Origin of the sequence: Gordonia metallireducens (assembly GCF_021245825.1) — a bacterium.
GTDB classification, from domain to species: domain Bacteria; phylum Actinomycetota; class Actinomycetes; order Mycobacteriales; family Mycobacteriaceae; genus Gordonia; species Gordonia namibiensis.
The window spans coordinates 121,329-146,365 of sequence record NZ_JAJQJP010000041.1; the positions used below are offsets into that span (position 1 = coordinate 121,329).

27 protein-coding genes are annotated in these 25,037 nt (G+C 67.7%); 22 read left to right on the forward strand and 5 right to left on the reverse strand.

Features of this window, described 5'->3' with window-relative positions; translation table 11 throughout:
• The first annotated feature begins 86 nt into the window (after window positions 1-86).
• The 6 genes from mftE (at window position 87) to LQD00_RS16945 (ending at window position 6,117) form a co-directional block, all read left to right on the forward strand.
• Window positions 87-797 (forward strand): mycofactocin biosynthesis peptidyl-dipeptidase MftE, encoded by a 711-nt coding sequence (gene mftE / locus LQD00_RS16920; RefSeq protein WP_232718301.1) that lies wholly within the window; start codon window positions 87-89, stop codon window positions 795-797.
• Window positions 794-2,413 carry a mycofactocin biosynthesis glycosyltransferase MftF gene (mftF, locus tag LQD00_RS16925; RefSeq protein WP_232718302.1) on the forward strand — a complete coding sequence of 540 codons (1,620 nt, stop codon included), beginning with the start codon at window positions 794-796 and terminating at the stop codon, window positions 2,411-2,413. Before mftE ends, mftF begins: the two co-directional genes overlap by 4 nt.
• A 49-nt stretch (window positions 2,414-2,462) precedes the next feature.
• A complete protein-coding gene (mftG, locus tag LQD00_RS16930; RefSeq protein WP_232718303.1) occupies window positions 2,463-3,800 on the forward strand; it encodes a mycofactocin system GMC family oxidoreductase MftG in 1,338 nt (445 codons plus the stop codon).
• 178 nt (window positions 3,801-3,978) lie between these two features.
• Entirely contained in the window at window positions 3,979-4,410 is a 432-nt protein-coding gene (locus LQD00_RS16935) for a PPOX class F420-dependent oxidoreductase (protein ID WP_232718304.1), read from the forward strand.
• An 88-nt stretch (window positions 4,411-4,498) separates the two neighbouring features.
• On the forward strand, window positions 4,499-5,083 hold the full coding sequence (locus LQD00_RS16940; protein WP_232718323.1) for a hypothetical protein: 585 nt from the start codon (window positions 4,499-4,501) through the stop codon (window positions 5,081-5,083).
• 170 nt (window positions 5,084-5,253) lie between these two features.
• Window positions 5,254-6,117, forward strand: coding sequence for an LLM class flavin-dependent oxidoreductase (locus LQD00_RS16945; RefSeq protein WP_232718305.1), 864 nt, complete (start codon window positions 5,254-5,256; stop codon window positions 6,115-6,117).
• Between the two features lie 93 nt (window positions 6,118-6,210).
• On the opposite strand, the gene LQD00_RS16950 is transcribed toward LQD00_RS16945, so the two are convergent.
• From LQD00_RS16950 to LQD00_RS16965, 4 genes are all read right to left on the reverse strand, one after another.
• Window positions 6,211-7,833 (reverse strand): NCS1 family nucleobase:cation symporter-1, encoded by a 1,623-nt coding sequence (locus tag LQD00_RS16950; protein WP_232718306.1) that lies wholly within the window; start codon window positions 7,831-7,833, stop codon window positions 6,211-6,213.
• Window positions 7,834-7,992: 159 nt separating this feature from the next.
• Window positions 7,993-8,685: a GntR family transcriptional regulator gene (locus tag LQD00_RS16955; RefSeq protein WP_232718307.1), complete on the reverse strand. Its 693-nt coding sequence runs from the start codon at window positions 8,683-8,685 to the stop codon at window positions 7,993-7,995.
• A gap of 8 nt (window positions 8,686-8,693) precedes the next feature.
• Complete coding sequence (locus tag LQD00_RS16960; protein WP_232718308.1) at window positions 8,694-10,607, reverse strand: S9 family peptidase; 1,914 nt, start codon at window positions 10,605-10,607, stop codon at window positions 8,694-8,696.
• Window positions 10,604-12,403, reverse strand: coding sequence for an N-acetylglutaminylglutamine amidotransferase (locus LQD00_RS16965; RefSeq protein ID WP_232718309.1), 1,800 nt, complete (start codon window positions 12,401-12,403; stop codon window positions 10,604-10,606). Before LQD00_RS16965 ends, LQD00_RS16960 begins: the two co-directional genes overlap by 4 nt.
• 317 nt (window positions 12,404-12,720) lie before the next feature.
• On the opposite strand from LQD00_RS16965, the gene LQD00_RS16970 reads away from it, so the two are divergent.
• Window positions 12,721-13,920, forward strand: coding sequence for a hypothetical protein (locus LQD00_RS16970; protein WP_232718324.1), 1,200 nt, complete (start codon window positions 12,721-12,723; stop codon window positions 13,918-13,920).
• A 16-nt stretch (window positions 13,921-13,936) separates the two neighbouring features.
• On the opposite strand, the gene LQD00_RS16975 is transcribed toward LQD00_RS16970, so the two are convergent.
• Window positions 13,937-14,413, reverse strand: coding sequence for a hotdog fold domain-containing protein (locus tag LQD00_RS16975; protein ID WP_232718310.1), 477 nt, complete (start codon window positions 14,411-14,413; stop codon window positions 13,937-13,939).
• Window positions 14,414-14,818: 405 nt separating this feature from the next.
• Here LQD00_RS16975 and rpsJ point away from each other — a divergent pair, with 405 nt between their 5' ends.
• The 15 genes from rpsJ to LQD00_RS17050 all read left to right on the forward strand — a co-directional run bounded on the left by rpsJ (window position 14,819) and on the right by LQD00_RS17050 (window position 25,036).
• The gene (gene rpsJ, locus LQD00_RS16980; RefSeq protein WP_003938093.1) at window positions 14,819-15,124 is read left to right on the forward strand and encodes a 30S ribosomal protein S10; all 306 of its coding nucleotides are present in this window, start codon (window positions 14,819-14,821) and stop codon (window positions 15,122-15,124) included.
• A 19-nt stretch (window positions 15,125-15,143) separates the two neighbouring features.
• The gene (rplC, locus tag LQD00_RS16985) at window positions 15,144-15,800 is read left to right on the forward strand and encodes a 50S ribosomal protein L3 (protein WP_005194633.1); all 657 of its coding nucleotides are present in this window, start codon (window positions 15,144-15,146) and stop codon (window positions 15,798-15,800) included.
• A complete protein-coding gene (rplD, locus tag LQD00_RS16990) occupies window positions 15,800-16,489 on the forward strand; it encodes a 50S ribosomal protein L4 (RefSeq protein ID WP_006866075.1) in 690 nt (229 codons plus the stop codon). Before rplC ends, rplD begins: the two co-directional genes overlap by 1 nt.
• Before the next feature lies 1 nt (window position 16,490).
• Window positions 16,491-16,796, forward strand: a complete 306-nt coding sequence (gene rplW, locus LQD00_RS16995) for a 50S ribosomal protein L23 (RefSeq protein ID WP_005194638.1) — start codon at window positions 16,491-16,493, stop codon at window positions 16,794-16,796.
• 31 nt (window positions 16,797-16,827) lie between these two features.
• A complete protein-coding gene (gene rplB / locus LQD00_RS17000; protein WP_127962541.1) occupies window positions 16,828-17,664 on the forward strand; it encodes a 50S ribosomal protein L2 in 837 nt (278 codons plus the stop codon).
• 17 nt (window positions 17,665-17,681) lie between these two features.
• Window positions 17,682-17,963, forward strand: coding sequence for a 30S ribosomal protein S19 (gene rpsS / locus LQD00_RS17005; RefSeq protein WP_004020551.1), 282 nt, complete (start codon window positions 17,682-17,684; stop codon window positions 17,961-17,963).
• A complete protein-coding gene (gene rplV / locus LQD00_RS17010; RefSeq protein ID WP_005194644.1) occupies window positions 17,963-18,373 on the forward strand; it encodes a 50S ribosomal protein L22 in 411 nt (136 codons plus the stop codon). The genes rpsS and rplV overlap by 1 nt, the downstream gene beginning before the upstream one ends.
• A gap of 2 nt (window positions 18,374-18,375) precedes the next feature.
• Window positions 18,376-19,182, forward strand: coding sequence for a 30S ribosomal protein S3 (gene rpsC / locus LQD00_RS17015; RefSeq protein ID WP_004020549.1), 807 nt, complete (start codon window positions 18,376-18,378; stop codon window positions 19,180-19,182).
• Between the two features lie 3 nt (window positions 19,183-19,185).
• The gene (rplP, locus tag LQD00_RS17020) at window positions 19,186-19,602 is read left to right on the forward strand and encodes a 50S ribosomal protein L16 (RefSeq protein WP_004020548.1); all 417 of its coding nucleotides are present in this window, start codon (window positions 19,186-19,188) and stop codon (window positions 19,600-19,602) included.
• On the forward strand, window positions 19,602-19,835 hold the full coding sequence (rpmC, locus tag LQD00_RS17025; protein ID WP_005194647.1) for a 50S ribosomal protein L29: 234 nt from the start codon (window positions 19,602-19,604) through the stop codon (window positions 19,833-19,835). Before rplP ends, rpmC begins: the two co-directional genes overlap by 1 nt.
• Complete coding sequence (rpsQ, locus tag LQD00_RS17030; RefSeq protein ID WP_005194649.1) at window positions 19,832-20,122, forward strand: 30S ribosomal protein S17; 291 nt, start codon at window positions 19,832-19,834, stop codon at window positions 20,120-20,122. The genes rpmC and rpsQ overlap by 4 nt, the downstream gene beginning before the upstream one ends.
• Before the next feature lie 147 nt (window positions 20,123-20,269).
• A complete protein-coding gene (locus tag LQD00_RS17035) occupies window positions 20,270-21,541 on the forward strand; it encodes a sensor histidine kinase (RefSeq protein ID WP_232718311.1) in 1,272 nt (423 codons plus the stop codon).
• Window positions 21,538-22,635, forward strand: coding sequence for a hypothetical protein (locus tag LQD00_RS17040; protein ID WP_232718312.1), 1,098 nt, complete (start codon window positions 21,538-21,540; stop codon window positions 22,633-22,635). Before LQD00_RS17035 ends, LQD00_RS17040 begins: the two co-directional genes overlap by 4 nt.
• Window positions 22,632-23,882: a sensor histidine kinase gene (locus LQD00_RS17045; protein ID WP_232718313.1), complete on the forward strand. Its 1,251-nt coding sequence runs from the start codon at window positions 22,632-22,634 to the stop codon at window positions 23,880-23,882. Before LQD00_RS17040 ends, LQD00_RS17045 begins: the two co-directional genes overlap by 4 nt.
• Window positions 23,879-25,036 (forward strand): hypothetical protein, encoded by a 1,158-nt coding sequence (locus LQD00_RS17050; protein ID WP_232718314.1) that lies wholly within the window; start codon window positions 23,879-23,881, stop codon window positions 25,034-25,036. Before LQD00_RS17045 ends, LQD00_RS17050 begins: the two co-directional genes overlap by 4 nt.
• The last annotated feature ends 1 nt before the right edge of the window (window position 25,037 follow it).

Consider the following 25,037-nt stretch of genomic DNA (forward strand, 5'->3'; position numbering starts at 1 on the left):
TCGGCACGACGTTTTCGGCCCGTTTTTCTCGCTGTTTTTGGGCCGAGGGGCAGAAGCTTGGGAGCGCGATGGCTAGCATTGGTCAGATGACAGGACCGTCGACGCTGGGGCAGTGCAGCTGGCCGGACCTCGATGGAAAGGTGATCACTCTCGTGGTACCTCTCGGTTCTGTCGAGCAGCACGGTCCGCACCTGCCTCTGGACACCGACACGCGTATCGCCACGGCAGTGGCCGACGCCGTCTGTGAGCGCCTCGGGGATTCCGACATCCTCCGTGCGCCCGACCTCAATTACGGCGCGAGCGGCGAACACGAGGGCTTTGCCGGGACGATCTCCATCGGTCACGACGCACTGCGCGGGATGCTCATCGAGTACGGACGCAGTGCCTGCCGGTGGGCGCGGCGCATCGTGTTCGTGAACGGACACGGCGGCAACACCCGGACCCTGATCGACGCGGTGACCCGCCTCCGGTACGAGGGGCGGGATGCCGCCTGGTTCCCGTGCGCCTTCCCGGGCGCGGACGCACATGCCGGTTTCACGGAAACCTCGGTGCTGCTACATGTCTCGCCGTCATCGGTCGACACGTCGCGGGCGGTCGCCGGTAATCGTGAGCCGGTCGGCGCGCTTCTCGGTGCCATGCGTGAGGGCGGTGTCGGGGCGGTCAGCCCCAACGGCGTGCTGGGCGATCCCACCGAGGCCTCCGCCGACGAGGGCCGGCGCCTGGTGGCCGAGGTGACCGATCGCCTCGGTGCGGCGCTCGTGTCCTGGCAGGTCGATGACCAGGGGCGACTCGGATGACCGCGCTCGACGATTCGGCCCCTCGCGGCAGTGGTTCGGCCCAGGGCATCAGTGGCGACGACGCGACCGAGGGCAGGGACGTGACCGACAGGAACCCGGCCGATGAGGACACGCTCGGCAGCGAAGCCATCTCCGACGGCGAAACCGTTGGTGCACAGACGGTTTCGGGAGACGAGCCGGGTGACGATGCCGACACCGCGGACGGGGCGTCCGCGGAGAACCGCACCGACCTCCCGGATGGTTTCCAGGTCCAGATCGACCTGCGATCCGCGCGCGGCGGTGACCTGCGGTACCTGGTCGGAGGCTCGCCGACGCGGCTGATGCGCATGTCCGACACCGCGCTGGGGATGACCTCCGACGACGGTCGAATCGAGGTGTGCGACAACGTGACCCGTCGTCTCGCCCGCGCTCTCCTGGATGCCGGGGTCGCCAACCCACGTCCGATGTTCGGTCCGAAACCTGCCGACGTCACCGTGGTGATCCCGGTCAAGGACAATCAGGCCGGCGTCGACCGCCTCCTCGATGCACTCGACGGTCTGACCGTCGTGGTCGTCGACGACGGATCGGACGTCCCGATCGGCGCCGACCGGCCGGGCGTGAGCGTCATCCGATTCGACGAGAACCGTGGCCCTGCTGCGGCCCGGAACGCCGGAGCGGCCGCTGCCACCACGGATTTCGTGGCCTTCCTCGATTCCGACGTCGTGCCCGACCCGGACTGGCTGACGGTTCTGCTCACCCACTTCTCCGACCCGACGGTGGGGATCGTGGCCCCGCGGATCGTCGGACTCCGGTCCGCCGACCGGTCGTCCTCGCTGGCCGAGCGCTACGAGAACGGCTGGTCCTCGCTGGACATGGGTCCCGAGGAGTCCGCGGTCCTGCCGTCCACCCGGGTCCCCTACGTTCCCAGTGCGGCAATTGTCGTGCGGCGCAGTGCATTCTGCGGATTCGACGAGTCGCTCAGGGTCGCCGAGGATGTGGATGCATGCTGGCGTATGCACGCTGCAGGGTGGCGTATACGGTACGACCCGGTCGCGCGGGTGGCACACGACCATCGCACCGACATGCGGTCGGTGCTGTCCCGGCGATGCTTCTACGGGACCGGAGCAGCCCACCTCGCCGCACGCCACGGAAACCGTGCCGCCCCGCTGGTGATGTCGGTGCCGATGGCCGCGGCCGTCGCCGCCCTGTTGACCCGCACCCGCTTCGGCGCCGCGCTGGCGATGCTGATCCTGACCCATCTCGCGACCCGGCTTCGCAAGCGGCTGGGCGACCTGCCGTCGGCGCCGCTCGTCTCGGCGCAACTCACCGGCCGGGCCGCGGGCTTCGGACTACTCCAGGCGGCTGATGCGATCTGCCGGCATTACTGGCCGGTGGCCCTGCTGATGGCCCTCGTGTCGAGACGGTTCCGCACGCTCGCGATCCAGGTGGCGATCGTCGAGGGGGTGGTGTCCTGGTTCCGGGACCTCCTCGCCGACCCGACGACCCCGCCGGCCCTGGGACCGTTCCGCTACCTGATGATGCGCCGCCTCGACGACCTCGCCTATGGCGCGGGTCTGTGGCAGGGCGTCATCACCCACCGAGACGCGGAGGCGTTGCGCCCGGTCATCTCCCGATGACATTGCCCCGCAATGCGCATCTGATCCCTCATGTCATGAGCGAGGTGTCATGAGCGCAGATGTGATGATTGCCGACGTCGTCATCGTCGGTGCGGGGAGCGCCGGTTGCGTCCTCGCGGAGAGGTTGTCGCGGGAACCCGGGCGGAACGTCGTGCTGCTCGAGCGGGGACCCGGGCGGTGGCCGGGCCCGGAGGAGCGGGACCTCCGACGTCTGCCCATCGGCGACCACGCGCCCTACGCGGTCCGGCACGCCACCGATCTCGACGGTCTCACCGCCGCGCGGGGGTGCGCGGTCGGGGGCTCCTCCGCGGTCAACGGCGGATATTTCCTGCGCTGGCACCCGGAGGACTTCGCGGACTGGCCGCACGGCTGGGACCTCGACGCGATCGACGCCGCCTACTCCGAGCTCGACGGGGGTGAGAGTGGGGGTGGGGGCACGATGAGTGTCTCACCGGTGTCCGACGACGAACTCGGCGACGCCGGAAAGGCTTTCGAGCGGTACTGGTCGGCGCGGACGGCCGTTCGGTCGCTTCGTGACCGCTGGCCGGTGGTCGGCGTGAACCGGGTGCTCGGCAACCGGTCCGGGATGTTGCGCCGGACCGCCGCCGAGGCCTACCTCGATCAGGCCCTCGGCCGGCCCAATCTCCGCGTCGTCCCAGACTGCGAGGTCCGACGGCTCGAGGTTGCCGACCGGCGCCGTGTCACCGGTGTGCACACCGATCGATTCACGGTCAGGGCCGGCGAGGTGATCCTCGCCGCCGGCACGCTGGGCACCGCCCAGCTCCTGCTCGCCTCGGACCTCGAGGCGCTCGGCGGGGCCGCATTCCTCGACGCCGGTGAACATCGCGGACTGGCCGTTTCCTACCGTCGGAAGCAACCGGCCGAGCCCGGCATGGTGCTGCCGACGGTGCTGCACACCGACGATGGACTCGAGATCCGTTGCTATCGGGATGATTTCGCAACCTACATCGACGGCCTCCCGCGCGGCGGGCCGATGGTCGAGGTCACCGCGATGGACAGATCGCCGGTGCGTCTCGTCGCCGACGGTGAACGGATCCGCCTCGCGTTCGGAGAGCCGTCGGCCGAGGTCACCGCCGCAATGCGGGCGGGCGCCGACCTGGCGGTGGAGATGCTGCACTCGGCGGAGTTCGCCGGCCTCGTCGTGCCGGGCAGCGTCTCGGTGGCCGCGGTGCCGGGATTCTCACAGCACGCCTGGGGCACCATGCCCATGGGTGTGCGCACCGACGCGCTCGGCGCGGTCCACGGGGCCGAGGGCCTGCGGATCGTCGACGGGTCGATCCTGCCGACGGGGGGCCACAGCGGGCCGCATGCCACGATCATGATGGTGGCCGTCCATATCGGCAACCTCATCTCGGATGAGGGGTGAGCGAGGAACTGTTCGTCTACCCGCGTGACCGTTTCCTTCCCGCGGTGTCTGTTTCCTTCCCGCGGGTGCTGTCCGATAAGCGGGAGGGAATCGGCCACGCGGAAGCATCTACTACCGAAAGTCGTCGCCGGCTACTGGAACCGAGACCGTCCGGGCCGGGAGCACCTAGGCTGAACACATGTCTGGAACGTCGCTGTCGGATCCCGCGGTCCGGGAATTCCTGGCCTCCGGTACCAAGACCGGCCACCTCGGATACACCGCCGCCGATGGCAGGCCCCTGGTGGTCCCGGTCTGGTTCGTCGTTGACGGCGACCGACTGGCGTTCAACACCGGTGAGACAACCGCGAAAGGACGTGCGCTCCTACGTGACCCGCGCGTGACGATGTCGATCGACCTGGCGGAACCGCCGTACGGCTTCGTCCAGGTGCAGGGCCGCGCGGTGGTGACGGAGGATCTCGACGAAGTCCGACGGATCGCCACGCTGTGCGGCGCTCGATACATGGGTGCCGAACGGGCCGAGGAGTTCGGTGCGCGCAACGGCGTGCCGGGCGAACTGGGTGTCTGGATCGAACCGAGCAAGGTCATCGCGGGTCTCGATGTCACCGCCTGAGCGGCCGGCACCCCGAACGCCGACGCGGCGTCGTGCCTGGCCCACCGCCCCGCTCGCGCCCACGCTGCCGAAGCAGTGCTGGGGATTCATGGTCGGGTCGGCGCTGTTCGCTCTCGGCTCGGCACCCGGATTCGGCGATCTCGCCGGCGCCGATGTCGTCAATCTGTGTTACTTCGTCGGCGCATGGTTCTTCACGGGCGCCGGGCTGATCCAGTTGGTGCGCAGCGCATCGCCCGTCGAGCTGAAGGCATCGATGCCGGGATCAGCAATCCGTGCCGAATGGCTCAGCGCCGCAACCCAGTCCGTCGGGACCCTGCTGTTCAACATCTCGACGACGAGCGCCCTGTTCGCCCACACGGTTGCCGGCGAGCGCCATCTCGTGTGGTCTCCCGACGCCGGTGGTTCGGTTGCCTTCCTGATCAGCGGCGCGGTCGCCTTCGCCGCGTACTCCCGGTCGACGGGTCACGGTTTCGACTTCGAGGACCGGGGCTGGTGGTCGGTCCTGGTGAACTGGGTGGGGTGTGTCGCGTTCGGGGTGTCGGCCGTCGGCGCCTTCGTGAACAAGGACGGTGTGACAGCCGATGCCATCGCCGCCAACGCCGGGACATTCGTGGGCGCGCTCTGCTTCTTCGTGGCGTCGGCGATCGTGCTGCCGGGAACCCGGCACCGCTGATCCGCGTCGCACGGGAGAACCTGTCGACGCGGGCCGGGATCTCCGTCGGCGCAACCGGTGCCGTGTTGTTCGGCCACGAGCGTCTACGTGACCACGCACGCAGGATCGGTCATCGATATCCTCGGCGCGGTCCCGCCGGTCGCTCGCTGAGCCGAAGTACAGTGTGAGCCGTGCGCCACGGCATCTGCATCCTCCCCGACCTGACCTGGGAACAGTCCCGACCGCGATGGATCCTGGCCGAGGAGATGGGGTTCGATCACGCCTGGACCTACGACCACCTCGTCTGGGGCGGCCTGCCGGACTCGCTGTGGTCGGGTTGTGTGCCGCTGCTGTCGGCGGCCGCCGTCGTCACGAGCACCATCGGACTCGGTGCCTTCGTGGTGTCGCCCAATTTCCGTCACCCGGCAGCGTTTTCGCGTGAGGTCGAGACCCTCGTGGACATCTCTGACGGCCGTTTCCTGCTGGGGCTGGGTGTCGGCGGCACACCGGACGACGCCGTGCTCGGGCAGCCGGAACTGACCGTCGGGCAGCGCGTCGACCGATTCCAGGAATTCGTCGGTCTTCTCGACCGGACCCTGAGCGAGGATCACGTCGACGCGGACGGCCCGTACTTCCGCGCGCGGGACATGCGCCTGGGGCGTGGGCCGGTACGAGATCGGGTGCCGTTCCTGCTCGCCGGCAACGGTCCACGTTCGGTGCGGTTCGCCGCGCGTCACGGCGACGCCTGGGTGACGACCGGCCAGGCAACAGAGGACCTCGACGAGTGGTTCGCATCCGTCGCACGGGCCGTCGGGGTCCTCGACGAGGAACTGGGTCGGCAACCGGGCCGTCGGATCGACCGATACCTCAGTCTCGAGGCTGCTCCGCGTAACCCACTCGAGAGCATCGACCTCTTCGACGACATGGTCGGACGCGCAGACGAACTCGGCTTCACCGACGTCATCGTCCCCTGGCCGCGCGACACCGAACCCTACAAGGCGTCGGGGGTCGTTCTCGAGGCGATCGCGGCACGCGGGCTCGGTCGGACCCCGTAGACACGGATCGGGCCGCGCGAAGAGATCGCGCGGCCCGATCGAAATACCGCTGTCAGCTCCGAGAAGGTGTCGGGTCGACGACGGTCGGACGCCTCAGCTGCTCGGTGTCTCCTCGGCAGCGGCCCCGGCGACCACCGGTTCAGGCGTCGGCTCGGGTTCACCCGCGGCGTCGACCGCGATGTCGGTGGTCGTGTGTGCGGTGGGTGCGGAACCGTAGATCATCTGGGTGGGAACGAACTTCATGCCCAGCCAGTAGACCGCCATACCGAGACCGGCGCCGATGAACCAGGTGAAGCTGGCCTGGTAGGCGGTGCCGAAGATGACGACACAGATCGGCAGAACGGAGGCGACGACGGTCGAGCCCACGGCCACCGGGTTCCAGCCGTTGCGGTACCAGTAGGTGCCCTCGGGCTTCATCGTGAACAGGTCGTCGACGACGATCTTCTGCTTCTTGACCAGGTAGAAATCGGCGATCAGGATGCCGAACAGCGGACCGATCACGGCACCGAGCGTGTCCATCGTGTAGTGGATCGCGGTCGGGTTGTTGAAGAGATTCCACGGGGTGATCAGGACCGAACCGACGGCGGCGATCATGCCGCCGGTGCGCCAGCTGATCTTGGTGGGGGCCACATTCGAGAAGTCGAAGGCGGGGGAGACGAAGTTGGCGACGATGTTGATGCCGATCGTGGCGATGGCAAAGGTCAGCACACCGAGCACCGCGGCGGTGGTGTTGTCGATCTTGTCGACGATGTGGACCGGGTCGGTGATGATGTTGCCGTCCGCATCCGTGCCGATGACCGTCACCGCTGCCGAGACGGTGCACACGACGAGCAGCGAGAAGAACAGGAAGTTCACCGGCAGGCCCCAGAAGTTGCCCTTCTTCACCTCGCCGAAAGTCTTTCCGTAGCGGGAGAAGTCACCGAAGTTGAGCATCGGACCGGAGAAGTAGGAGACCACGAGCGCGAAGGCGCTGATCATCATCGTGATCGACGACCATCCGGTGAGGCCGTCGCCGACCGAGAGGTCGAGGCTCACGTTGTCCCAGCCCGCTTTGGCGATCAGGTAGCCGGCGAGCGCGATCATGACGACATAGACTGCGGGACCGCAGAAGTCGATGAACTTGCGGATGGTGTCCATTCCGTTCCAGAACACGAACGCCTGCAGGACCCACATCAGGAGGAAGCCGGCCCAGCCGAGCGCCGACAGTCCCATGAACCCGTGCTGGTCGACGTCGCCCCATGGTTCGAGACCCGGCCAGAACTTCAACGCCAGCAGGCCGAACGCGACCGAGGCCAGATAGGTCTGGATGCCGTACCAGACGACCGCGATCGCGCCGCGGATGATCGCCGGGATGTTGGCGCCCTTCACCCCGAAGGACACTCGTGTCGTCACCGGGTACGGGACACCGGCCATCTGCGAGGGTTTGGCGACGAGATTGCTGAGAATGTTCACGGCGACGATGCCGACCACGAGGGCGACGAGAACCTGCCACGCGGCGATACCCAGCGCGAACAGGCTACCGGCGAAGACGTAACCGCCGACGCTGTGCACGTCGGACATCCAGAACGCGAAGATGTTGTACCAGGTCCACTTCTGTTCTTTCAGTGGGGCCAGATCGGTGTTGGTGAGCCGGTCGTCGTAGCCGGCCTTGATGACGCTCTCGCCCGCGGCGCCGTGATGCGACTGCGCCGCCTCGGCAGGGGTCGGTGTGGACATGTGTTCTCCCGGTTCGTCTCTCAGCGTGGAAGACCGCTCTCAGGTGCGGCGATGCTGATGGGACAAAAATAGGAACGGTTTGTTACCCGACGATGAACGCGCAAATATATTCCGGCGGGTGAGCCGGTCGCCTCCGAAGAATGTTCGTCGTGGGACTCGTCAGTCGTGGCGGACGTCGAGGAGGTCGGCGGTCTCGACGATCGCGATCTCGAGTCGCTGGTGGTGCCGGCGTGCGACCTCGAGGACCGACGGGGTGTCGCGGTCGGCGAAGGCCCCGAGCAGGTCCTCGTGATCGGCGTTGAGTGCCGCCTGCGTCTCGGCGGTGACCGAGCGCATCATCTGGAACGGCTCGGTGAGGTTCCAAGTCGCCTCGAACATGTTGAGCAGTCGCGGCATCGCGCACGGGGTGGTGAGGGCGCGGTGGAACTCGCGGGACACATCGTGAAATGCCTTGCCGTCGTTGTACTTCACCGCGACGAGGAGTTCGGCGTGACGGTCCCGGGCGACCTGCAGAGCGGACTCGTCGATGAGCTCGACCGACCGGGCCAGCGCGGCCTGTTCCAGGGTGCCGCGCACGAAGTAGATCTCACGGAGCTCGTCGGCAGAGGGTTGGTTGACGCGGTACCCGGCGTTGGGTCGGTGCACGACAAGACCTTCGCCGACCAGGGTCTTCAGTGCTTCGCGCACGGGTATCGGACTGACCCCGAAGGCGTCGGCGATCTCGGCGGGCGGAATCTGGGTACCCGGGGGCGCACCACCGGACAGGATCAGCCGGCGGAGTTCCTCGAGCACGTTCGCACGCTCGTTGCCGGTGCGGGTGTCCGCCAGTTGCGCGAGCAACCGATCGGTCATCCGCCGGTTCACCGCATCACCCCGGGGCGCGTCGGGTACTTCGAGATCCACTCGGCGACCGCCTCGGTGAGCCGATGCTGGTTGCTGCGCTTGACGATCTCGTGGCCCTCGTCGTCGAACATCAGCATCTCGGCGACCGCGCCGCGGGCCTGGAGTTCGGCGACGATCTGTTGCGATTCGCTGACCGGGACGTTGGTGTCGTGTGCACCGTGCACCACGAGGAGCGGGGCGCGCACGTCGTCGATGCGATGGATGGGGGAGAGGTCGGCGAGCAGCTCGCGATCCGACTCGGGGTGACCGTATTTGGTGTACGCGGCGACGGCGATCCACGGTTCGGTGTTGCGGAAGAACGACTCGAGGTCGCTCATGCCGCAGATCGCGATGCCGGCCGCGAACAGGTCGGGGTGGAAGGTCAGGCAGGCCAGTGTCAGATAACCGCCGTAGGAGCGGCCCGAGCAGTACACCGAGTCCGGATCGGCGATTCCCAGGCGGCACAGCAGTTCCGCGCAATCCGCGGCATCGTTGATGCCCGCATACCGGCCGTAGCGGTCGTCGGCGTGGGAGAAGAGGCGACCGTAGCCCGACGAGCCACGGACGTTGGGGGCGAAGACGGTGATCCCGGCGTCGACGAGCGGGCCGAAGAGGAACTGGTAGTCCGGGCGGGTCTGTCCCTCGGGGCCGCCGTGGAAGTAGAGCAGCGTCGGACCGGGTCGGTCGTCGCGGTTCTCCTTCGCGGCCCGATACAGGAAACCCGACAGCGGCATGCCGTCCCGCGCGAAGAACTCCACCAGCTCGGGGCGGAGGAGGCTCGACGGACCCTCGCCGGTGACGACGTCGTCGCGCACCGGCGTCACCTTCCGGTTCGGGACGTCGATCAGGTGGACGAGCGGGGAGTGCTGGGGGCTCGACACGGTCACCGACACCACCGAGCCCGCCGCGCTGATCGACAGATCGTGGGCGACCTCGCCGGGGAGCTCGATCGGCGGATGCAGCGTCTGGTCGGGGAGGGTGAGAATCTGCAACTCGCTGCGGCCCTTGACGTTCCACAACAGCGCGACGGTCGACTGGTCGTGGCTGACGGCGAACTCGTCGAGCCCGATGTCGACGCGTTGCGCCATCACCCGGAACCGGACGCCGAACTTGCTCACCTCGACGCCGAGGAGCCGGGGGAACTTCGCGTCGAAGTCGCTGCGCACCAACGCCTGGACGCTGTCGAGGTCGCGGATGGGTTCGTTCGGCGCGGGAACGAAGACCATCGATGTGTGGTCGAAGCCCTGGTCGAGCACATAACCCTGGTCGGTGACGGCGCCGGGGTCCTGGGGGAGCAGCGGCGTCATCGTGACCTCGTCGTCGGACGAGTCGGGACGGCGCCGGATCAGCAGCATGTCGTGATAACCGCGCGGGCCGACGCGGACGAGGGTCGCACCCTTCCAGGAATCGATCAGTTCGCTGCCGACGCGCAGGTCGAGGGTCCGGGTGGTCTGGGTGCCCGGGTGGACGCGCAGCGCGTGCGTGGTGCCGTCATGGTCGATCGCGGTGAGCAGGACCCAGTCGGTGTCCCAGCCGACGAGGCGGACGGTCCCGTAGGACCGGCCGTCCGGGCGGGTAGCCGCGATCCGGTGCGCGGTGTCGTCGTCGGGGTCGGTGGTCACCACCCAGACCTGGTGGTGCTCACCGCCACTGGGTGCGATCTCGACGGCCAGCCACCGGCTGTCGGTGGAATGCACGATCTTGCGGACCGGACCGGTGGACCGCAGCTTGACCCAGCGCAGGTCGCCGACCCCGTCACGCGACAGGGATCGCTGGGCCGCACGGGGATACCCGTTGCCGTCGTCGACGATGTAGGCGAACGCACTCCCGTCGGGTGAGAGGGAGGCGCCATAGGTCTTCCAACCGCGGTCGTCGAAACGCAGAGCAGTCACCGGCGGGCGTTCGCTTCCGTCGTCTGGAGCCACATCTCGAGGAGCGCGACCTGCCAGAGTTCGTTGCCGTCGAGGCGGGTGCGGATGCCGTTGGGGTCGCCGAAGAGCTTGTCGAGCGCCTCGGGCCGGTAGAGCCCGCGGTCGACGGCGGCCTGCGACCGGAGGGTGTCGTTGACGAGGTCGAGGACCCCGCCGGTGAGGTGGCGGATGCCGGGCACCGGGAAGTAGCCCTTGGTCCGGTCGATCACCGCCGACGGCAGGAGCGACCGGCTCGCCTCCTTGAGAACGCCCTTGCCCCCGTGTGCGAGTTTGAGTTCGGCCGGGCAGCCGGCGGCGAGTTCGACGAACTCGTGGTCGAGGAACGGCACGCGGGCCTCGAGTCCCCAGGCCATCGTCATCGTGTCGACGCGTTTGACCGGGTCGTCGACGAGCATGACGGTGGTGTCGAGGCGCAGTGCCGCGTCGACCGAGGTGTCGGCCCCCGGCGCCGACTGGTGTGCCTGGGCGAAGGCGAAACTGGGGTCGTAGCCGGCCTCGAGGAGGTACTCGTCGGCGAGGATGCTGCGGATGTCGGCGTCGTCGCGGTCGAAGAAGACGTTCGCGTAGGCGCGGGTCGTGTCCTGGCGCGGCACACCGCGCAGCGGCGGGTACCAGCTGTAACCGCCGAGGATCTCGTCGGCGCCCTGCCCGGTCTGGACCACCTTGATGGACTTGCTGACCTCCTGCGACAGGAGATAGAAGGCCACGCAATCGTGGCTGACCATCGGCTCGCCCATGGCCGCGACGGTGTCGGGGATCGCGGGCAGCAACCGATCGGTGCCGATGTGGATCTTGTGGTGATCCGTCGCGAAGGTGTCGGCGATCAGATCGGAGTAGGCGTACTCGTCGCCGGATTCGCCTGCGGCCGAATCGAATCCGATGCTGAAGGTGGCCAGGTCGGTCTGCCCCTGCTCGGCGAGCAATGCCACGACGAGCGAGGAGTCGACGCCGCCGGACAGGAGCACGCCGACCGGGACGTCGGCGACCATGCGTCGCTTCACCGAGGTGCGCAGCGAGTCCAGGAGCTCGGCATGCCAACGCTGCTCGTCCCAGTCCGCGCGGTCGGGGTGGGCCTCGAATCGCGGCTCCCAGTACTTCCGTTCGGTGCGCCGACCGTCGGGGTGGATGACCATGACCGTGGCCGGGGGCAGTTTGCGGATGCCGTTGTAGATGGTGTGCGGGGCCGGTACCACCGCATGGAAGCTGAAGTAGTGGTGTAGAGCAACACGATCGATCGACGTGTCGACGTCACCGGCACGGAGCAGCGCCTGCACCGACGACGCGAAGCGCAACCGGCCCGGGGTGTCGGCCAGGTAGAGGGGCTTGATGCCCAGACGGTCGCGGCCGAGGGTCACCACGCCGGTGTCGGTGTCGACGATCGCGAACGCGAACATGCCGATGAAATGGTCCACGCAGTCGGGGCCCCAGGCATGGAAGGCCTTGAGGATCACCTCGCTGTCGGCGTGGGAGAAGAAGGAGTAACCCTTCCCCTCGAGTTCGGCCCGCAGCTCGTGGTGGTTGTAGATGCAGCCGTTGAAGACGAGCGCCAGTCCGAGTGCGGGGTCGATCATCGGCTGGCTGCCCTTCTCGGACAGGTCGATGATCTTCAGGCGCCGATGTCCGAGAGCCACAGACCCTTTCGCGAAGACGCCGCTCCCGTCGGGCCCCCGGCGCGTCATCTCGCAGGTCATCGCGTCGACGGTCGCCACGTCGGGCACGCTGCCGTCGAAACGGATCTCGCCGCAGATTCCGCACATGATCTCTGTCCTCCTGCTCGGTGGCGCCTGTCGGGCGGTTCCCCGTCGATACCGTCCCTCTTCGATACTGCCGCACGCGGAGGGCGGAGCCCGGGGTCTTGCGCCGCTCCGGCGGGGAGGGCGTCGACCGCAGGGCCATCTCTCACCCTATGAGCATCGCCGCCGAGAGGCAGGCCGAGATGATGTCGCGGATTTGGCCCGGCGAGCCGGGTGAGCTGTGGCTACGATCTGGCGAGGCGGAGGGAGCAACATTGTTCACACAGGTCAGGCGCCGTGTCGGCGGGCTTGCCGGTGTCGTCGTCGGTGCGGTGCTCGCGATGACGGCCGTGGGGTCGGCCCCCGCGTCGGCGGCCCCGCAGGGCTATGCGCCGGGGCCCGGATGCGCATGGCAGCTGATGTCGAACAGCACCGATCTCAACGTCGCCTTCCCCGACGCCAACGCGACCTACTGGGTGCTGCCGTACGCCCTCGGCCCGGGGGACTCGATCCGCCTGTCGGGGACCTTTCCGGCTGCCCGGTACTTCTCGCTCAACACCTACGGCACCGACCTCGACACGGTCGACACGCTGCGCGACAACCAGATCCGGCCCGATGCAGGCAGCATCAACCCCTTCGCCGCGCCGGTCGCGATGCCGCCCGCGTCGAAGCGCACGTGGCAGGCGACGGTCGTGCCCGGCGCCGCCGACCACTCGCGCAACGAGATCCGCGGTCTCCCGGCCGGTGGTCAGAACGCGCCTGTCGGCTTCCTCATCGTGCGGATCTACGTCCCCGACGACCCGAACTCCCCGAACGGCGGCGTGCCACTGCCGAACGTGACCTTCTCGATCGGAGGCCAGAAGATCCCCGTCGCGCCGTGCGCGCAACCGTTCAACCCGCGCGACTACGACGGGCCGATCGCGCAGGCCCTCACCACGGTCTTCGACGACGCGATCGGCAACGCCGCGTCGGCCTCCCTCCCCGGGAACGCGAAGGAGGCGACCTTCGTGAACCCGGCCAGCACGTCGGGCCTGTTCCCCAACGGCGACAACAAGTACATCGGTTCGCTGCTCAACTACCAGCCCGGACGCGTCGCGGTGATCCGCGGAAAGGCGCCGAGCTTCCCCGACACTCGCGCCGGGCAGTCGCCGGCAACCCCGGGCGAACAGCTTCGGTATTGGTCGATGTGTCAGAACGACAAGGTGACGCCCTACCCGGTCGTCGCCTGTGCGGCCGACCACGCGACCCGGATCGACGCCGACGGCTACTACACCTACGTCGTCGCGGCGCCCGGTGACCTGACCGCGGCGCAGGTGGCCGGCTCCGACCTGACCGTCATCCCATGGGGCAGCACGGCCGTGTCGAAGGTCGTCTTCCTCCGCAACATGCTGCCGTCGTCGGAGTTCTACCCGAGCAGCGTGCAGGCGTCGCAGGCGAACAAGTCCGACCCGGCGTCGTCGATGGGGCCCTACTATCCGCGCGCGACCTACTGCTCGGCCGAGACGGTGCGCACGGCCGGCTGGCAGGCCTGCTACCGGTAGCCACCGCTACCGATGTCTACTTCGGGGTCACCCAGGTGGTGATGTCGCAGTGCACGACTTCGGTGCCCTTGGTGTCGGTGATGCTGACCGACACGGTGACGTCCGTGCCGGTGGTGATGGTCGCGAGGTCGACCGGCTCGGCCAGGCGGGCCTCCGCGATGAGTCGGGTGGTGGCCTTCGCCAGGTACCGCGTCTCCATCGCCTTGGGGATCCAGCGGTGCGAGGTCGGGGTGGTGGCCTCCATGAGCACACCCATCGCGGCCTCGGCCAGGTTGCACGCCGCTATCGCGTGGAACGTGCCGATGTGGTTGTGGACCCCGAACCAGTTGGGGGCGGTGACCTTGGCGAAACCGGGCTCCATCTCCTGGACGAGCGGGAAGACGGTACCGAAGTACGGGGCCTTGGCGACCAGGCCCAGCGAGAACAGGACGTTCCCGAGAGCGTTGTCGGGAAGCTTCTTGCGCAGGGCGTAGGTGGAACCGATAGCAGCCATGCGGGTATCTTACTCACGGGTCAGTTGAGCGGACCGGGGGTGTGACGAGGTCGGATTTGAATCGGCACCCGCCTCTGTTGCATACTTGTCGGGTTGCCTTGACCGGCAGACGCACGTCGCACTCTGTGCCGACACCGCCGAAGTGGTCAGGTGAATGACTCCCAGGCCCGGTTAACGGGGAATGGGCGTGTAACGCGTGCTCCGAATCAGTTTCACGGACTCGACACGCCCGACCGCGGGTGCCGGAGCAAACAGGTTCGTTCCAGAGACGAGCCAACGTACAACGACAGATGAACAGCGTCGATTGCCGAATCTCACACGGCGGTCATGTGCTCAGCCGGCGAGAGCCTGCCCTGGTCACGCGGTGTTTGTCTGTCGAGAACAACTGACGGAAGAGGACACAGCGTGGCGGGACAGAAGATCCGCATCAGGCTCAAGGCCTACGACCACGAGGCGATCGACGCTTCGGCGCGCAAGATCGTGGAGACCGTGACCCGTACGGGTGCACGTGTCGTTGGCCCGGTGCCGTTGCCCACCGAGAAGAACGTGTACTGCGTCATCCGTTCGCCGCACAAGTACAAGGACAGCCGCGAACATTTCGAGATGCGTACCCACAAGCGACTCATCGACATCCTCGACCCGACCCCGAAGACGGTCGACGCGCTCATGCGCATCGACCTGCCGGCCAGTGTCGACGTCAACATCCAGTAGGACGGGGACGAGATAAATCATGAGCAACCAGAGTTCATCCAAGGGCATCCTGGGCACCAAGCTCGGCATGACCCAGGTTTTCGACGAGAACAACCGCGTCGTTCCGGTCACGGTCATCCAGGCCGGCCCGAACGTCATCACCCAGCTCCGTACGCAGGACCGTGACGGCTACACCGCCGTCCAGCTCGCCTACGGTGCCATCGATCCCCGCAAGGTGACCAAGCCGGTCGCCGGCCAGTACGAGAAGGCCGGGGTCACCCCGCGCCGTCACCTGGCCGAGATCCGCGTCAACGACGTCAGCGAGTTCGAGATCGGCCAGGAACTGACCGCCGAGATCTTCGCCGACGGCGCGCTGGTCGACGTCACGGGCACCTCGAAGGGCAAGGGTTTCGCCGGCGTCATGAAGCGCCACGGCTTCGCCGGTCTGGGCGCCAGCCACGGCGCTCACCGCGTGCACCGCGCACCGGGCTCGATCGGTGGCTGCGCCACCCCGGGCCGCGTGTTCAAGGGCATGCGGATGGCCGGTCGTATGGGTAACGACAAGGTGACCACGCAGAACCTCACCGTCCACAAGGTGGACGCCGAGGCCGGCCTGCTGCTGATCAAGGGAGCGATCCCGGGTCGCAAGGGCGGCATCGTGGTGGTCCGCGACGCAGTGAAGGGTGGTGCGAAGTAGTGAGCACCGAGACCACGACCAAGTTGACGCTGGACGTCAAGACCGCCGACGGCAAGACCAACGGAACCGTTGACCTGCCGGCCGCGCTCTTCGACGCTCCCGCCAACATCGCGCTGATGCACCAGGTCGTCGTGGCCCAGCAGGCCGCGGCTCGCCAGGGCACGCACTCGACCAAGACCCGCGGCGAGGTCCGCGGCGGTGGCGCCAAGCCTTACCGCCAGAAGGGCACCGGCCGTGCGCGTCAGGGTTCGACCCGTGCACCGCAGTTCACCGGTGGTGGCACCGTCCACGGCCCGCAGCCGCGTGACTACAGCCAGCGCACCCCCAAGAAGATGAAGGCCGCCGCCCTGCGCGGTGCCCTGAGCGATCGCGCTCGCAACGAGCGCATCCACGTGATCACCGAACTGGTTGCGGGGCAGGCCCCCTCGACCAAGGCGGCTCGCGAGTTCCTGGAGAGCCTCTCCGATCGTCGCAAGTTCCTGGTCGTTCTCGGCCGCGAGGACCTGACGGCGTGGAAGAGCGTGGCGAACCTGAACAACGTGCTCCCGATCGCTCCCGATCAGCTCAACACCTACGACGTCCTGGATTCGGACGAGGTTGTGTTCAGCGTCGAGACGCTCAATGCCTTCATCGAGCAGAACACGGCGGATGCCAAGGCTGCCGTCGAGAAGACAGCAGAGGAGGCCTGACATGACGACCGTTGCCGATCCGCGCGACATCATCCTGGCGCCCGTGATCTCCGAGAAGTCCTATGGACTCATGGAGGACAACGTGTACACCTTCCTGGTGCACCCGGAGTCCAACAAGACCGAGATCAAGATCGCGATCGAGAAGATCTTCGGTGTGAAGGTTGCCAGCGTCAACACCGCGAACCGACAGGGCAAGCGCAAGCGGACCCGCTCCGGCTACGGCCAGCGCAAGTCCACCAAGCGCGCCATCGTGTCGTTGACCGCAGACAGCAAGCCCATCGAGATCTTCGGAGGCTCGGTCAGCTGACCGGGACTTCGGCGAGAAGGACTAGATACTCATGGCTATTCGTAAGTACAAGCCGACGACCCCGGGTCGTCGTGGGGCCAGCGGCTCCGACTTCGCCGAGGTCACCCGTGACCATCCGGAGAAGTCGCTGGTGCGTCCGCTCCACGGGCGCGGTGGCCGTAACGCTCACGGCCGCATCACCACTCGTCACAAGGGTGGCGGCCACAAGCGTGCCTACCGTCTGATCGACTTCCGTCGTAACGACAAGGACGGCATCAACGCCAAGGTCGCTCACATCGAGTACGACCCCAACCGCACCGCGCGCATCGCGCTGTTGCACTACGTCGACGGCGAGAAGCGCTACATCATCGCGCCGAAGAACCTGAAGCAGGGCGACATCGTCGAGAGCGGTCCGGCCGCCGACATCAAGCCCGGCAACAACCTGCCGCTGCGCAACATCCCGACCGGTACCCAGGTCCACGCCGTGGAGCTGCGCCCGGGCGGTGGCGCCAAGATGGCACGTAGCGCCGGCGCGTCGATCCAGCTGCTCGGCAAGGAAGGCTCCTACGCCACGCTGCGTATGCCTTCCGGCGAGATCCGTCGTGTCGACGTGCGCTGCCGCGCAACCGTCGGCGAGGTGGGCAACGCCGAGCAGAGCAACATCAACTGGGGCAAGGCCGGCCGTATGCGCTGGAAGGGCAAGCGCCCGACCGTCCGCGGTGTCGTCATGAACCCGGTTGACCACCCGCATGGTGGTGGTGAGGGCAAGACCTCCGGTGGTCGCCACCCGGTCTCGCCGTGGGGTAAGCCCGAGGGCCGCACCCGTAAGAACAAGGCCAGCGACAAGCTGATCGTCCGTCGCCGTCGCACCGGCAAGAACAAGCGATAACAGGAGGAGGTAAGAGAATGCCACGCAGCCTCAAGAAGGGCCCGTTCGTCGACGACCACCTCCTGAAGAAGGTGGACGTCCAGAACGAAAAGGGCACCAAGCAGGTCATCAAGACCTGGTCCCGCCGTTCGACCATCATTCCCGACTTCATCGGTCACACCTTTGCCGTCCATGACGGACGCAAGCACGTGCCGGTGTTCATCTCGGACTCGATGGTCGGTCACAAGCTGGGCGAGTTCGCCCCCACCCGCACCTTCAAGGGTCACATCAAGGATGACCGGAAAGCGAAGCGCCGCTGATGACTACGCAGACCGATAATCCGACCGCCAAGGCCACCGCGAAGTTCGTGCGCGTCACGCCGATGAAGGCCCGCCGCGTGCTGGACCTCATCCGCGGCAAGAACGTGGACGAGGCACTGGACATTCTGCGGTTCGCCCCGCAGTCGGCGTCCGAGCCCGTGTACAAGGTGCTGGCCAGCGCTGTCGCCAACGCAGAGAACAACCTGGATCTGGATCGCCGGACCCTGGTCGTCGCTACCGCGTTCGCCGACGAGGGCCCGACCCTCAAGCGCTTCCAGCCGCGTGCCCAGGGCCGCGCATTCCGTATCCGCAAGCGCACCAGCCACATCACCGTGGTCGTGGAGAGCCTGCCGGAGAAGGCAGCCGGCGGCCGTGGCCGCTCGCGTCAGCCGAAGAAGAAGGGAGCCTAGTAGTGGGCCAGAAAATCAACCCGCACGGCTTCCGTCTGGGCATCACCACCGACTGGAAGTCGCGGTGGTACGCCGACAAGCAGTACGCGGACTACGTCAAGGAAGATGTCGCGATCCGCAAGCTCCTCTCCACGGGGCTCGAGCGCGCAGGCATCGCGAAGGTGGAGATCGAGCGCACCCGTGACCGGGTTCGCGTCGACATCCACACCGCGCGTCCGGGCATCGTCATCGGTCGCCGTGGCGCCGAGGCCGATCGCATCCGCGGCGACCTGGAGAAGCTGACCGGTAAGCAGGTCCAGCTGAACATCCTCGAGGTCAAGAACGCAGAGTCCGAGGCCCAGCTGGTGGCCCAGGGCGTCGCCGAGCAGCTGAGCAACCGTGTGGCGTTCCGCCGCGCGATGCGCAAGGCGATCCAGTCGGCGATGCGTCAGCCGAACGTGAAGGGCATCCGGGTCCAGTGCTCGGGTCGTCTGGGCGGCGCTGAGATGAGCCGCAGTGAGTTCTACCGCGAGGGACGCGTGCCGCTGCACACGCTGCGCGCCGACATCGACTACGGACTCTACGAAGCCAAGACCACCTTCGGCCGTATCGGTGTGAAGGTGTGGATCTACAAGGGCGACATCGTCGGTGGACGCCGCGAGCTGGCTGCGGCCGCTCCGGCAGCCGAGGATCGCCGTCCGCGCCGGCCCAGCCGGCCCCGGCGTAGCGGTGCCTCGGGCACCACTGCGACGAGCACCGACGCCGCTCGCGCGGCCGAGGCCGCTCCCGCCGAGGCCACTGCTGGTGCGGCTGAGAAGCAGGAGGGCTAGGCCATGTTGATCCCACGTCGGGTCAAGCACCGCAAGCAGCATCACCCCAGCCTCAAGGGGCAGGCCAAGGGCGGCACCAAGGTGACGTTCGGCGATTACGGCATCCAGGCTCTGGAAGGCGCGTACATCACGAACCGTCAGATCGAGTCCGCTCGTATCGCGATCAACCGGCACATCAAGCGTGGCGGCAAGGTCTGGATCAACATCTTCCCGGACCGCCCGCTCACCAAGAAGCCGGCCGAAACCCGCATGGGTTCGGGTAAGGGTTCGCCCGAGTGGTGGGTCGCCCCGGTCAAGCCGGGTCGCGTGCTGTTCGAGATGACCTACCCGAATGAGGAGATCGCTCGCGAGGCCCTGCGCCGCGCCCAGCACAAGCTCCCCATCAAGACCCGGATCGTGACACGAGAGGAGCAGTTCTGATGTCTCTCGGAGTTGCTGCGAACGAGCTGCGCGAGCTCAACGACGCCGATCTGGTCGACCGCCTGAAGGAGTCGAAGGAAGAGCTCTTCAACCTTCGCTTCCAGATGGCCACCGGCCAGCTCGACAACAACCGCCGTCTGCGCACCGTGCGTCGCGAGATCGCACGTATCTACACCGTCATGCGTGAGCGTGAGCTGGGCCTGGCGTCGGGACCGGAAGGTGAAGACGCATGAGTGAGGACCAGAAAGTGACCGAAAACCAGGCTGCCGAGCGTAACCGCCGCAAGGAGCGGATCGGCTACGTGGTCAGCGACAAGATGCAGAAGACCATCGTGGTCGAGCTGGAAGATCGTAAGAGCCACCCGCTCTACAAGAAGATCATCCGGACCACGAGCAAGGTCAAGGCACACGACGAGAACGGCGATGCCGGCGTCGGTGACCGCGTGCGGATCATGGAGACCCGCCCGCTGTCGGCGACCAAGCACTGGCGTCTGGTCGAGGTGCTGGAGAAGGCCAAGTAAGCCGACTCCCAGCGAGATCGACACCCGAACGGCCCGTTCCCCTCTCGAGGGGGACGGGCCGTTTGTCGTGCCGGGGGTGCGTACGCCGTTCCCGTTGGTTCCCCCGATGGATTGACCGCGTCACCGGTGGATGTGAGGGTTGACCTGATGGCCGCGACCGATGCATCTCTCTCCGACAAACCGACGGAACATCCGGCTTGGGTGCGTCGGATCTTCGAATCCGACTCGGCCGAGCCGGATCTCGACCATGTCCGCCGGATAGGCGCGCGCTTCCTCGGCCTCGGCTTCATCGGCTACCCGATCGTCTCGTTCGCGGCGATCGCCTCCGCCGCCACGGTGACCGCCTCCTGGTGGGTTCCGCTGAGCATCCTGCTGTCCGTCGGGCCCGGAATCCTCCTGATTCTCTTCAGCTTCCGCCGGGGCGTGTCCTGGCTCGGCCCACTGGCCCTGGCCACCTGGGGTGGCTATCTGTTGGCAATCGCGCTGTGGTTCCCGGCGTGGACCGGGACCACGCTTGCCGACCCGGAGGACGTGGCGCAGTGGATGATCGCGTTCTGCGGAATGCCGAGCATGGTGTTGATGCTCGTCAATGCCAGGCTCGGTGCGATCAGTCTCGTCGTGTCGTCCGTTGTCTCGCATGTCTCGCAGCAACTCGGGCGGTTCGGGGCGATCACCTCGGATCTGGTGTTCGAGATCGTGTGGTCGGTCGTGTTCACCGCGGTCTTCCTCGCGGTTGTCCTCGTGGCCGCCCGCACCGGACGGCATCTGGACGAGACCCGTGAGGAGACCTACCGGAACGCGGCGAATGTCGCCGCGGAGGCGGCCCGCGAGGTCGAGAAGGCACGGTTCGACGCCATCGTCCACGACCGGGTGATCGCGTCCCTGCTCGCGGTGCAACCGGGCACACCGGATCACCGCCTCGCCGCACAGGCCCGCTCCGCTCTCGAGGAACTGGTCCGCGTGCCGAGCGAAGGCGACGCCGAATTGGTGTCACGAGCGGAGACGCTCCGCCGGATCAGGTCGGCCGCCGCCGACGTCTCCGAGCGATTCGAGGTCCAGATCCTCGGCGCTGCGGCCGACTCCGACGGTACGAGGGTCGCTCGGTGGGACCACGTCGACTATCCCGTGGAAGTCGTGCAGGCGGTTGTCGAGGCGATGTCCGAGGCGCTGCGCAACGTCGTCCGGCACGCCGGGCCCGAGGCCGAGTGCGCGGTGATCGTGCAGCTCGCGCCGGAGGTGCTGAGCATGGCGGTCGTCGACAACGGCACCGGCTTCGATCCGGACTCGGTGGGCCCCGGTCGGGTCGGGATCGCGGTCAGCATCCGCGGCCGGATGTCCCGACTGCCCGGTGGCCACGCGCAGGTGCACAGTCGGCCGGGCCGTGGGACCACCGTCCAGATCGGGTGGGAGCGGTCGTGATCGGGGACCGGGCACGCCACCTGGACGCGGAGCGGGGAGCGGTCGTCAACGCCTTCGGCATCGGCTCGCGTCCGTTGTGGGTGACGATGGGAGCCTTCGGTTGCGGTTATCTCGCCGTCACCGTGTACGCCAACGCGGATGTCACCGGGGTGTGGCAGTGGGTCGGGATCATCGCCGGTTTCCTGTTCTTCGCAGCCGGCGCATTCCTGATCCTCGACGCGCCCGGCGACCCGTTGCCGGGGCCGACCACGGTGCTGATCGCGGTGCTGTCAGTCGCCGGGGTGACAGCCTCCCTGTTCTCGCTGCCGTTCCCGTTGACGCATGTCATGCAGACCGGCCCGTCCATTGGTGCGTCGGTCATCGTCCTCGCCTTCGTCGCGGTGCGCGGCCGACCACTGGCAGCGTGGAGCGCGAGCATCGTGATCTCGTTGGTGGCGACCGAGTGGGGGCATGTCGCGATCGGGGATGCGATGTGGGGTCTGGCGGTGACCCTGCCCGGCTACGCGATCATGATCATGGGCTCGTTGTTCTCGCTCATGCTGCGGCCGATGGCCCGGCAACTGTACGGGCTGCGTGAGGCCAACGAAAGGCAGGCGGCGCGTGATGCTGCGGCGGCTGCGGCGGCCGAGGTTCGGAGCCGGCGCCTGGCAGCGCTCGACGAACGTGCCCGGCCGATTCTCACCCGCATCGCCGAGCGACAGGAGTTCAGTGCCGAGGAGGTCGCCGTCGCCCGCCTCATCGAAGCCCAGCTCCGCGACGGCATCCGAGCATCGGATCTCGACGTGCCGGAGGTCCGGGACGCGGCGTGGCGTGCTCGGCAGCGGGGCGTGAAGGTGGTGCTGCTCGACGACGGCGGTCTGTCCGTCCTCGCCGAAGAGGAGGCCGCGCGGACTCGTGACCGGCTTGGTGCCGCGGTTGCCGAACTCCTCGCCGACGCCGAGAGCGGTCGCGTGACCGTTCGCATCCACCCGCCGGGTCGGAACACTCTGGCGTCGGTGGGGGTCGACACCGACGATCAGGTGGAACTGGTCGAGTTCACGACCGCGGGGGCAGCTCTTCAAGAGGCTTCGGCGGACCGGCGGTTGTCCAGATGAGCACGACGACACGGTCCCACAGCACCGTGGGTGCGGTGCGTGCGGCGCGTGTCGTCGATCGCGTTCGCCGAGGCCTGGGGCGCGGTATCCGCGAGGACTCTTCCGACCTCGACCGGCAGAAGCGGATCGGGTGCAGGTTCGTCGGGAGCGGACTCCTCGCCTTTGCCACCGTCATGATTCCGGTCGCCGTGATGCGAGCCGACCTCGCGGCATCCTGGTGGACGCCGGTGAGCTTTCTGCTGGTGGTCGTGCCCGCCGTTCTCTTGGTGGCCTCGACCTTCCTGACCGTTCCGCGAGCTCTGCTGGGACTGGTCTGTGCCTGCGCATTGGGTTATCTCGCCGCGACGCTCCTGTGGTTCCCGGCCTGGCTCGGTGAACCGGACGAGGAGGCCCGCTGGGCGGTGTGGTTGTTGCAGTTCCCGTCGGTGCCGAGCTTCGGACTGGTCGTCATGCTGCGCACCGGCCTGGCCGTGACGAACCTGGTCGTCGCCACCTTCGCCGTGCACGCCGCCAACCAGATCGCCCGCTACGGGGAGCTCCGTCCCGTCGAGTTGCTGAGTGTCCCGCTGTCCGCGGCGCTTGCCGGGGTGTTCCTGGCCGTGGCCTTGGCTGCGGTGCGCAACGTGCGTGCCCTCGACGCGCGGCACCCCGCAGTCCTTTCGATGACCGCGAGGGCCGCTGCCGGCGCGGCACAGGAGGCGGAGCGTTCCCGGTTCGCCTCCTTGATCCACGACCACGTGATCGCCACCCTCCTGGCCGTTCGGGAGGGGCCACCCGACCCGCGGCTCGCGGAGCAGGCGGCATCGGCGATCGACGAACTCGACCGCAGCACCGTACCGCCGTCAGAAGTCACGGCTCGGACCTTCGACTCGCGGATGGAGGAGACCGTCGCTTCGATGGGCGGGTTCGCCTCGTACACGCACGTCGTCACGTCACCCGGGGTGGGTTATCCGGCGCAGGTCGTGGAGGATGTGGTCGACTGCGTGGCCGAGGCCACCCGGAACTGTGTGCGGCATGCGGGCCCGGACGCGCGCTGCGAGGTCACCGCCGAGTTCGGGCGCGGCTTCGTGAAGGTGACCGTGGTCGATGACGGAGTGGGCTTCGATCCCGCCGTCGTCGATCCGAGGCGCTTCGGTATCGCGGTCGGCATCCGTGTGCGAATGGCCGGTCTGCCGGGCGGCAGCGCCGAGATCAAGAGCGCGCCGGGCCAGGGCACGGCCGTCACCGTCGAATGGAGGCGGCCATGAACTCGCATCCGATGCCCGAGGAAGCGATCGACCTCGACGCGACGACCGAAAATCTTTTCGGACTCGGCTCGCCGCTGCTCGTCAGAGCTCTCCTCGTCTTCGCGTTGATCTACGTGGCCGTGACCATCGGCGCCGGTTGGCAGATCCGATCGGTCGGCACCTGGGTCGCGCTGACGGCGGGTTTCGTCCTGTTCGTGGTGGCCACGTCTTTGCTCATGCGCTACGGCCGGACGACGCTGCCGTGGGGCACCGCAGCGGTGGTGACCGTCCTGACCGTCGCCGGACTCGCGATGTCGTTCTGGACTCTCTCGCTCGACACGTACCTGACCCTTCAGACCACGCCCGCGAGCTCGGCGTTGACGATCATCCTGGCCATGGTGGTGCTGTACCGGCGACCTCTGTTCGCGTGGGTGGGGGCGTTCTGCGCCACTGGGCTGGCTGCGGTCACCGGGCAGATGATCGGCATCGGCTACGCGGTCGGGGCCGGCAACACCCTCTTCTGTTATCCCGTCCTGGTGCTGGCAACACTGTTCGGGCTCATGGCGATCCCGATGCCCGACCGCCTCCGCAGCCTTCGGGAGCAGGCGTTCGCGCAGGCGGCGGAGGAGGCAGCGACGGCGGCGTCGGCCGACGAACGGAGAAGGCAGCTCGAGCGTCTCGACGCGGGCGCACGTCCGATCCTGGAGCAGATCGCCGGCGGACACGAGTTCGGCCCCGAGGAGGCGCGCGACGTGCGCCTGACGGAGGCGCAGCTCCGCGACACCATCCGCGCGCCCGGCTGGGACGCGCCGGAGGTGGCTGAGTCGGTGTGGGCCGTGCGCCGACGCGGCGTCTCCGTCCGGTTGCTCGACGACGGCGCCCTCGACGACTACGCGTCAGACGACCTCGACGACGAATCCTCGCCCGGGAGCCTCGCACGTCGGATGCTCGTCGAAGAGTTGACCGCGGTCGAGTCGACATCCGCCGCTCACGGCAGTGTCACCGCCCGCATCCTGCCGGCGGGACGGGACGTGCTCGCCTCGATCGTGGTCGACGTCGGCCTCCGCATGCGCCGGGTGGAGATCCACCGGGACTCCGGCGTCAGCGTGGACGCCACCCCGGTGGGAGATGTGGACACCTCGGGGACCGCCCCAGGTCCGGTCGCCCCGGCTTGAG